The following is a 9,648-nucleotide window of genomic DNA, read 5'->3' on the forward strand; positions in this document are numbered from 1 at the left end:
CGGAGAGCTACGAGGCCGGGCTGCATCTACGAGGAGCGATCATGTGGCTGAGAGCCCTGGCTTCAGCCACATGATCCGAACCTCAAACAGCTCCTAGTACTCCAGCCGCACTTGGTGACTATGTGCGTTTCCGCTGGTAGTGGCTCTTTCTGGCACGGTACTGGTGTCGGCGGCGCCAGTGCGACCACCGGTAGAGTCGATCTTTGTTGAACGTCTGGGTGATCAGGTGTGCCAGGAGACGTCGGACCTCGCCGAGGGTGAGGCGTGCGAGGCCGTCCTCGTCCGGTCGTTGTGGGTGTTTGCCGCGGTGACGGCGAGGTAGGCGTGGGCGAGCATCGCGAGGGTGATGTGGCGGTACCAGGCGTCGTAGCGGCGGACCTGGCACTGGTCCAGGCCGACCTCGGTCTTGGCGGTCTGGAAGCATTCCTCGACCGCCCAGCGGCTTCCGGCGACGCGCACGAGTTCGTCGTCGGATGTGCCGATGGGGCCGAAGCACAGGTAGAACGCCAGGTCGTCGGGATCGGTGGTGCTGCGGCGGATCAGCAGCCACCGTGACAGGTCGCTGTACTGGTCGGGGTCGGGAGGCAGGGTCGCGGCGGCCCAGTCGTACATGCGTGGGCCTTTGGCGCCGTCACCGGCGGAGCGTCGTTTCCACGCCTCGGGTGGGGCGTTGCGGGCGAGGGTGTCGGCGCGGGCGGTGCCGTTCACGGTGGGCACGGTCTGGCTGCGCGGCACGGCCACGACGTAGCCCGTCCGACGGTCCTCGAGCCAGGCGCGGAATTTGTGGTCCTGACCGTAGGCCTCGTCCGCGGTCACCCAGCGGGCCGGCACTCCGGCCGCGAACGCCCGCTCCAACATCCGAAGCGCCAGAACAGCTTTGGTGGCGAAGGAAACCGAGTCGGGCACCGCCGCTTCCCGACACCGGGCACGGTCACCGGTCCAGGACTTGGGCAGGTACAGCTCGCGGTCGATCGACGTCCGGCCCTCGCCGGTGGCGTAGGCGAGGAACACGCCCAGTTGACAGTTCTCCACCCGGCCCGCGGTGCCGGAGTACTGCCGCTGCACACCGGCGGACTTGTCGCCCTTCTTCAGAAAACCGGTCTCGTCCACCACCAGCACGCCGTCGCGGTGGCCGAGCTGCTCCACCACGTAGGCGCGTAGATCGTCCCGCACACCGCCGACGTCCCAGGACGCGGCGTTGAGCAGCCGCTGCATCCCCTCCGGCGTGGACTCGCCGACCACCTCCGCCAACGTCCAGCCGTTCTTGCCCGCGATCGGGGCCAACAACCCCCGCACGTAGGCCCGGCCGCGTCGATCAGGCCGTCGCGGCGGGCGATGACCACCGCCTCCAGCTTCGACCTGGCGCCGAGCTTCTCCAGGACCCGCTGCACGTGGTTGCGCACCGTGTTGCGCGCCACGCCCATGCGCTCGCCCATCTCCTCGGTGCCGGCGCCCTCGGCGAGCAGCAGCAACGCCTCCCGCTCCCGGGCCGTGAGCGCCGTGCCCGGCGGGGCCGACCGCCCGGTCAGCTTGTCCAGCACGCCGACCAGCAGGTTGCCGTCGAACACGACCTCGCCCTCAGCCACCCGCCGCACCGCCTCGGTCAGCTCGTCGAGCCGGGACGACTTGAGCACCAGGCCCGCCGCGCCGGACTCCGCCATGAGGGAAGCCGCGGACACGGTCGCCTCGCCGGTCAGCACCAGCACCCTGGCCCCGGCCTCGACGAAGGCCGGCACCGCCTGGAGCGCGTCGCCGTCGGGCAGCCGGCGGTCGAGCAGCACCACGTCGGGGTGGTGCGGCATGGTGGTGCGGTCCCTACGTAGCTGTGCGGAGCCGGCACCCGAACCCTAGTCGGTTCGCGGCCCGAACCGGGATCGGCGCCGACCGGGCGCCCCGCCGACCCGGCTCACGACACCTGCCGGACCCCCGACGCGGACCCGCCCCGGGGCACCGACCCCGTCCACGGCGCGCCCGGCGTCCCGCACCGCCCGCCCGGACCTGAGAAGCGACGAGCACCCTGCCCTCACCCGATATGGTGACCGGATGGCCGAGGTGGGGCGGTGGTCGCGGCGCGTTCGCGAGGCGGTGCGGTTGCTCGTGCTCGTCGTGGCGCGCGGCGCGCCGCCGGACCTGACCGTCGACCCGGGGCCCGCCCTCCAGCTGCGGCGGGCGGTCGAGGTGCTGGTCGCCGCGGCGGCCGTGTTCCTGTCCCTCGTGCCGTTCTTCCCGACCGGCGCCTCGATCGACCCGAAGGTCCCGGTCGTCGCGCTGCTCACGGGGCTGGCGGTGCTGCTGGCACGCCGGCGACCGCTGGTCGCGTGGCGACTGACCGCGCTGCTCCTGCTCCTCGCCCCCCACGCCTACCCGCTGATGGGCGACCTGGTGGCGCTGTGGGGCTGGCCGTGGGCGATGGGGCTGCCGGTGGCCACCGGGTTCGTCCTGTACTCGCTGGCGGAGAGCTACGACCAGCCGGTGCTGATCGCGGCGTGGGTGGTGACGGCGGTCGCGGTCCGGCCGCACCTGCCGGACCCGCGCGACCACTTCCTGGCGGCCGGGTTGGGCGCGGGCGTGCTGGTGCTGGGCAACGCGGTGCGGTTGCGGCGGAACGCCGACCGGCAGCGGGTCGCGGAGCAGGCTCGGGCGGCGGCGCTGGAGGAGCGCACGCGGATCGCCAAGGAGCTGCACGACGTGGTCAGCCACCACATGTCGGTGCTCGTGCTGCGGGCGGACGCGGCGCCCTACCGACTGCCGGACCTGACGCCCGAGGTGCGCGCCGAGTTCCGGCTGCTCCAGGACCTGGCCCGCGACGGGCTGACCGAGATGCGCCGGATGCTGGGCGCGCTGCGGACCGCCGACGACGAGGCGGAGACCGCGCCGCAGCCCGGGTTGGGCGAGGTCGGGGAGCTGGTGGCGCGGTTCCGCGCGGCGGGCACGGCGATCGACCTCGACCTGCGGTGCGGCACCGGCCCGCTGCCCGCGGGCGTCGGCCCGTCCGCCTACGGGATCGTGCGTGAAGCGCTGAGCAACAGCGCGCGGCACGCGCCCGGAGCCGCCGTCTCGATCGGGCTGGTGGTGGACGCCGACCGGCTCCGGATCACGGTGTCGAACGCGGCGGCGGCGCGGCCCGCGCTGGACGGGGACGCCGACGCCGACCGGCCGCGCCAGGGGTTGGCCGGCATGGCGGAGCGGGTGCGGGTGCTGGGTGGCGAGTTCTCCGCGACGCCCGCGCCGGACGGCGGTTTCCGGGTGGTCGCCGAACTGCCGCTGGACGAGAGGGGTGCGCGGTGACCACGAGGGTCTTGATCGCCGACGACCAGGCGATGGTCCGGGAGAGCTTCCACGTGGCGCTGAGCGCCCAGCCGGACCTGGAGGTCGTCGGCGAGGCCGGCACCGGGGCCGGGGCGCTGGCGCTGGCCGGCCGGCTGGCGCCCGACGTGGTGCTGATGGACATCCGGATGCCCGGCATGGACGGGTTGGAGGCCACCCGGCGCATCCTCGCCGCGGTCGACGGCGAACCCCCGCGGGTGCTGGTGCTGACGACGTTCGACCTCGACGAGTACGTCTACGGCGCGCTGCGCGCGGGTGCGAGCGGCTTCATGCTCAAGGACGCGCCGCTGGCCGACCTGGTCAACGCGGTGCGGGTGGTGGCGGCCGGGCACACGCTGTTCGCGCCCTCGGTCACGCGCCGGCTGGTGGCGGCGTTCGCGGCCCGCGCGGCGGACCGGCCCGCCGACCCGAGCCTGAGCGGCCTGACGCCGCGCGAGCGGGAGGTGCTGCGCCTGATCGCCCGCGGCCTGTCCAACGCGGAGATCGCGGGCGCGCTGACCATCGCGGAGCAGACCGCCAAGAGCCACGTGAGCCGGGTGCTGACCAAGCTGGGGCTGCGGGACCGGGCGCAGGCCGTGGTGCTGGCCTACGAGTCCGGTCTGGTGGCGCCCGGCGAGTAGCACCCCGGGAGGGGCAGTACCGGGGTAGCGGTCCGGCTCGCCCGGTACCGGCGGGCGGTTCGAGGACACCACCCCGGCGGGACGACTCCGGGCGTCCCCCTCCCTAGCGTCGACGGCGTGACCAGTTCACTGTGGACGGACCGCTTACCCTGTCCGGCAAAGGTGTTGGCGTGCGCGGTGGCGGTGATCGCCGTCGCGTGGTGGGTGGCCGACCTGCCGGTGGGCGTCGACAGCGCGGTGTACCGCTCGGGCGCGCGCGCCGTGTTGCGCGGCGAACCCCTGTACGAGCGGCTGGCCGCGACCCCGGACTGGTCGCCGGACCTGCCGTTCGCCTACCCGCCGTTCGCGGCCCTGCTGTTCCTGCCGGCGGCCGGTCTGCCGACGCAGCTGGTGTGGGGCCTCTTCGGGGTGCTCACGGCGTTGGCCCTCGGCCTGGTCGTGCGGCTGACCGGCCCGCGGCCCGGGGTGTGGTGGCTGCTCCCGCTGACGGCGGTGCTGGAACCGGTGTGGCGCACGGTCGGGCTGGGCCAGGTCAACGTGCTGCTCATGGCGCTGGTCGTGGTCGACGTGCTGGCGCTGCGCGGTTCCCGCTGGTCCGGGGTGCTCATCGGGGTGGCCGCGGCGGTCAAGCTGACCCCGCTGGTGTTCGTCGGGCACCTGCTGCTCACCGGGCGGCGGGCGGACGCGCTGCGGGCGGTCGGCGCGTTCGCCGCGGCGGGCCTGGCGGGGTTCGCGCTGCTCCCGGGCGACTCGTGGCGGTTCTGGGGCTCGGCGGTGCTCGGCGCGAACGACGCGCTGTCCAACGGGTGGTGGGGCAACCAGTCGCTGCACGGCCTGGCGCACCGGCTGGCGGGCGTGCCCGCCACGCCGCTGCTCCTGCTGGCCGTCCCGGTGTGCGGGCTGGTGGCCGCGCTGCTCGTGCGCACCCTGCACGGCCGCGCGGACCACCTGGGCGCCCTGCTGGTGACGGCGTTCTGCGGGCTGCTGGTGAGCCCGATCTCGTGGACCCACCACTGGGTGTGGGTGGTGCCGCTGTGCTGCCTGGCGGCGCGCCGGGGCGCACCGCTGGTGGCGGTCGCCACCGCGGTGCTGTTCAGCGGCGGGGTGCTCGCCCTGGCGCCCCGCGGCCGCGAGCTGAGCTGGACGCCGCTGGAGTCCTCGGCGGGCAACGCCTACGTGCTCGCCGCGCTCGCGGCACTGGCCGTCACAGCGCTCCGGGCAGCTTGGCGGGCGCCACGACGAGGTCCACGCGTCGCACCCGGTCGCCGTCGAGGGTGATCGAGCAGACGAAGCGCGTCGTGCCGTCGGCCCGCAGCACCGCGAACCCGGGGCCGCCGTTGACCGCCAGCGGCCGCAGGCGCTCGTCGGCGGCCACCTTGCGGCGCACGCCGAGCACGAAGCGCGCCACGCGGTCGGGCCCGTGCACCGGGCGGCGCGCCACGCCGAGCAGGCCGCCGCCGTCGCTGGTGAGCACCACGTCCGGGTCCAGGAGGCCGACCAGCGCCGCCAGGTCGCCGCCCTCGACCGCGTCGAGGAAGGCGTCGACCACCCGGCGGTGCTCGGGCGCGGCCACGTCCACGCGCGGCGCGCGGGCCGTGACGTGCGCCCTGGCCCGCACCGCCAGCTGCCGCACGGCGGCGGGGCTGCGCCCCACCACCCCGGCGATCTCCGGGAACGGCATGCCGAACACCTCGTGCAGGACCCACGTGGTGCGCTCGGCCGGGGTGAGCGTCTCCAGGACGACCATGAGCGCGTAGCTCACGGTGTCGTCGAGGGTGACGCGCTCGGCCGGGTCGGGCGAGCCCGGGTCGACCAGCGGCTCGGGCAGCCACGGCCCGACGTACTCCTCCCGCCGCACGCGCGCCGACCTCAGCACGTCCACCGCCCGCCGGGCCACCGCCACCACGGCCCACGCCTCCACGTCCAGGACGCGGTCCCGGTCGTCGGCCTCCACCAGCTTCAGCCAGCAGTCCGAGACCACGTCCTGCGCCTCGGCCAGGGTGCCGACGAGGGAGTAGGCGACACCGACCAGCCGGGGTCGCACGCGGGTGTACTCGGCGGCCAGCTCGACGACGCGGGTCACCCGCCCACCGAGGCCAGGTACTCCGCGTAGGTCCGCTTGCCCTCGGTGTACTCGCCCTTCGGGGTCAGGCCGCCGGTGGCCAGCCCGGCGGGCCCGTCCTCGGCCTCCTCCACCCGCAGGTCGTCACCGCGCCGCGCGACCAACTGCCGGGCCATGTCCGCCACCCGCAGCCGCTCCGGCCCGGCGATGGGCGGCGCGAACCCCTGCGGCTCCCCCGCGGCCAGCTCGACCAGCCTGGTCGCGACGTCCTCGGTGGCCACCGGCTGCGACAGCATGGCGGGCACCCTGGCCACCGGGCCGGTCGCCTGCGACAGCACCTGCTCGGGGAACTCGAAGAACTGCGTGGCCTTCAGCACCGTCCACGGCACGCGCCCGGCCGCGACCAGGGCCTCCTGGCGGCGCTTGCCGAAGTAGTAGTCCAGGTCGACCTCGTCGGCGCCGACGATCGACAGCGCCACCAGGTGCCGCACGCCCGCGCGCTCGGCCGCGTCGAGCAGGTGCGTGGTGGCCGCGGTGAAGAACCGCTCGACCTCCTCGCGCGTCCACGCCGGGCCGTTGGAGACGTCGATCACCGCCTCGCACCCCGACAGCGCCTCGTCGAGGCCCTCCCCGGTGGTCAGGTCGACGTTGGACCGGCTGAGCACCACCGCCTCGTGCCCGGCCCGCGCGACCTCCTCGACGACCTTGCGCCCGACAACTCCGGTGCCACCCGCAACCGCGATCTTCATCTCCACGTCCCAACGATCGTGCGAATCCCGACATCATCAGGACGATCCGGTCCCACGAGCTGTGACATGCCCGGTGACGAACCGCGCCGACCGGGTGAACCCCTGGGCGTGAAGATCCTCCTCGTCATCCTGTCGGCCCTGGTCACGGGCTGTTCGACCACCGTAACGGGCTCGGGCGCGGCCGTCACCACCACGACCGGGGCGTCCATCAGGGTCGAGGCGCCCACGACGGCCGGGTTGCCCTCGACGATCGAGGTGCCGACGACGACCCGCGGGAGCACCCGGCCGCCGGAGCCGGTCGAACCGCCCGAGATCGACGAGGGCGCCCCCGCCCGGTACTGCGACCAGCCGTTCGCGGGCGCGCTGGGCAAACCGATGCTGGCCGTCGTGGTCGAGACCCCGTCGGGCCGCCTGGACTGCGACGAGGCGGCCGCCGTCCTGTTCGACTACTACGCCGAGCGCCGCGACCCGACCCCCGGCCTGCCGCCGCTGGAGGTCGGCCCGATGACGTGCAACCAGGTCCCGGAACCGGCCCTGCCGCAGGTGGTGTGCGCGGACGGGGACGACGTCGTCTACTCGATGTGGCCCCAGACGTAGGCCGGGTGGGCGCCGACCGCCCCCGCGCGGCGCCGGTGGACGCGGGCGGGTCCGACGTGCCCGTCCCCGGGGCGGGCTTCGGCGCCCGTCCGGGCGGTCGGACGGGCGACGAAGTCCGCCCCTGCGGCTGTTCCCGCGCCGCCGGCGCCTGCGCGGTGAACTCGTAACGTCCACTGTGTGCGATCACGACAGCCCCGCGAGCGGACGGCCGGTCAGGACCGCGACGACCGGGCGGCGGTCCCGTCCGGACCCGCGCCGCCCGCCCGGCTGCTGGCGCTGCAACGCGCGGCGGGCAACCGCGCGGTGGCCGGGCTCCTCACCGGAGCGGTCGTGCAACGCTCGATCTCCCACCAACCCGCCGGCAAGAAGGCGCAGAAGGTCTCGTGGGCGAAGGTGTCCCAGTGGCCCGCGGTGGCCAAGGCGGACGGCCTCGTCGCCGAGGTGATCCGGGTCGTCGCCGAGAGCAAGAAGATCCACCTGACGGTCAAGGACGGCGCCGACCTGGTCAGGCAGGCCACCGCGTTGGCCGGCAAGCCCGACACGGCCCTGGTCAACGCCGCCGACACCCTGCTGCTGCTCCAGCGGCTGCTCAACCTGTGGGCGCTGAACGGCCACCCGGTCACCGCCCTGGGCGCTGTGATCGAGCAGCGCACCGACGACCTGAGCGGGGTGGACAACCGGATCACCGGCAGTGGCCTGACCATCACCATGCCCGTCACCCACAAGGGTTACAGCACGCCCGCGGGGCTCGTCGGCGCGCCCGCCAACCCGAAGGGGCGGGACCAGGGCAAGTTCAAGAGCGTCGCCCACTCCACGCCACTGCGGTCGAAGACGACCAGCTCGGTCAACGCCCACCTCCTCGGAGAACTGCACAAGCAGGGCCAGCTCAGGGCGATCGGCACATCCGGCGGCACCCTCCAGATCTGCCCGACCTGCGGCGTGGACAACTTCCTGGAGTCCTTCGAGGTGGACCACCAGGTGGCCTTCGCCGACATCAAGCAGACGTTCTTCGACGTGGCCGAGGAGATGACCGGCAACCCGAAGCTGCTCCAACAGGTCAGGAAGAAGAACGCGAAAGCCTTCACCAGGTGCTTCACGGTGACCAAGGCCAAGGGCAAGGGCAAGAAGACCTCCACCGTCGTGACCGCCACGGCCGAGGCCCTGCACGTGTTCTCCAACGACGTCGACAACCTGATGCGCATCTGCCGGACGTGCAACGGCGCCTTCGGCAAGTCCGACATGAACTACCTGAAGTGGTACCGCGAGAACCCCCTGTTCGGCCCCCACTTCGTCAACGAGCACCTGTGCGACGACAGCGGCCTGCTGATGCCCCGCGCCAAGGGCGGCGGCGGGTGGGGTCAGGCGGCCCGCAAGTGGTTCAACACCCACTACTACCCGATCCTCAAGGACGTCTTCGAACTGCGGGAGCTGATCGAGGCGGGTCGGACGAGCATGATCAGGGAGGCGAGCCGGCGCGTCGCCGCCGAGCGGACGTCCGACCCGACGCGCAAGCGGAAGTACCGGGAGGAGGCCAAGCAGGACAGGTACTCGAACCGGGTCCTGGTCGGGTCCGCCCGCGTCCTGACCAAGGCGCACACCGACCCCGGTCGCGCGCCGATGCGCTCGGGTTCGCCGGAGCGGCAGGTGAAGGGGGTGGGCACCTTCCTGGAGAACTATGAGCGGGACCGCAAGCGGCGGCGCACCGAGGAGACCACCGACTACCAGCGGGGTCACCAGGACGGCAAGGCCGGCCTGAAACAGGCCAAGAAGACGACACCGGACTACCGGAAAGGCCATGCCGACGGCGTGGCCGCTGCGGGCGAGGACCGCGACACCGGCTACGAGCACGGGGTCACCGGCCTGGCGTCCGCCCACCCCGTAGGAGCCCTGCCCACCTATGACGAGGGCTTCCAGCAGGGGACGCAGCGCCGCTGGGACGTGTACGACGCCGGCGTCCGGGACGGCGAGGCCGACGACGACGCGGACACCGGGATCGCCAAGCCCACCGAAGTGGGTTACGCGAGCCTGTTGGTGCTGTACATGGAGTCCTACAACGAGGGCCGCCCGAACCGGGTGTAGTGACCGCTCCCCGGTCGACGCACAAGGGGAATTCACGCCGCGGTGAACCACCGGCAATTGAGAGCCGGAGCACCCGCGGTATCCGGACACCACCACATCAATGCATTCGCGGACCGGTGTCGCACCGCCGGGGGCCACCAGTTCGGAACGGCGAACGCCGCCACCCGGCGGGCAACCCCATCCGGTTTCGGGCGTCCCACGCGACGGCGCGGGA

7 protein-coding genes and 2 pseudogenes are annotated in these 9,648 nt (G+C 73.5%); 5 read left to right on the forward strand and 4 right to left on the reverse strand.

Annotated features, from left to right (window positions below):
• Positions 1-222: 222 nt before the first annotated feature.
• Positions 223-1,320: pseudogene (locus ABD223_RS40330) on the reverse strand (IS701 family transposase); the annotation flags it as partial.
• A gap of 59 nt (positions 1,321-1,379) precedes the next feature.
• Positions 1,380-1,802, reverse strand: a pseudogene (locus ABD223_RS40335) (LuxR C-terminal-related transcriptional regulator); the annotation flags it as partial.
• 241 nt (positions 1,803-2,043) lie between these two features.
• Here ABD223_RS40335 and ABD223_RS40340 point away from each other — a divergent pair.
• The 3 genes from ABD223_RS40340 to ABD223_RS40350 all read left to right on the forward strand — a co-directional run bounded on the left by ABD223_RS40340 (position 2,044) and on the right by ABD223_RS40350 (position 5,225).
• Complete coding sequence (locus ABD223_RS40340) at positions 2,044-3,288, forward strand: sensor histidine kinase (RefSeq protein WP_344043043.1); 1,245 nt, start codon at positions 2,044-2,046, stop codon at positions 3,286-3,288.
• Positions 3,285-3,947 carry a response regulator gene (locus ABD223_RS40345; protein WP_344043045.1) on the forward strand — a complete coding sequence of 221 codons (663 nt, stop codon included), beginning with the start codon at positions 3,285-3,287 and terminating at the stop codon, positions 3,945-3,947. Before ABD223_RS40340 ends, ABD223_RS40345 begins: the two co-directional genes overlap by 4 nt.
• A 177-nt stretch (positions 3,948-4,124) precedes the next feature.
• Positions 4,125-5,225: a glycosyltransferase 87 family protein gene (locus tag ABD223_RS40350; protein WP_344043047.1), complete on the forward strand. Its 1,101-nt coding sequence runs from the start codon at positions 4,125-4,127 to the stop codon at positions 5,223-5,225.
• Here the strand turns inward: ABD223_RS40350 and sigJ are convergent.
• Positions 5,152-6,030, reverse strand: a complete 879-nt coding sequence (sigJ, locus tag ABD223_RS40355; RefSeq protein WP_344043049.1) for an RNA polymerase sigma factor SigJ — start codon at positions 6,028-6,030, stop codon at positions 5,152-5,154. The genes ABD223_RS40350 and sigJ overlap by 74 nt on opposite strands.
• Positions 6,027-6,758, reverse strand: a complete 732-nt coding sequence (locus ABD223_RS40360) for an SDR family oxidoreductase (RefSeq protein ID WP_344043052.1) — start codon at positions 6,756-6,758, stop codon at positions 6,027-6,029. The genes sigJ and ABD223_RS40360 overlap by 4 nt, the downstream gene beginning before the upstream one ends.
• A 66-nt stretch (positions 6,759-6,824) precedes the next feature.
• Between ABD223_RS40360 and ABD223_RS40365 the strand changes: the two genes are divergently transcribed.
• Together ABD223_RS40365 and ABD223_RS40370 are read left to right on the forward strand one after the other, a co-directional pair.
• Entirely contained in the window at positions 6,825-7,355 is a 531-nt protein-coding gene (locus tag ABD223_RS40365; RefSeq protein WP_344043054.1) for a hypothetical protein, read from the forward strand.
• 177 nt (positions 7,356-7,532) lie between these two features.
• Complete coding sequence (locus ABD223_RS40370) at positions 7,533-9,434, forward strand: hypothetical protein (RefSeq protein ID WP_344043056.1); 1,902 nt, start codon at positions 7,533-7,535, stop codon at positions 9,432-9,434.
• Positions 9,435-9,648 lie beyond the last annotated feature (214 nt).

The sequence above is a fragment of the Saccharothrix xinjiangensis genome (assembly GCF_039527585.1).
GTDB lineage: Bacteria > Actinomycetota > Actinomycetes > Mycobacteriales > Pseudonocardiaceae > Actinosynnema > Actinosynnema xinjiangensis.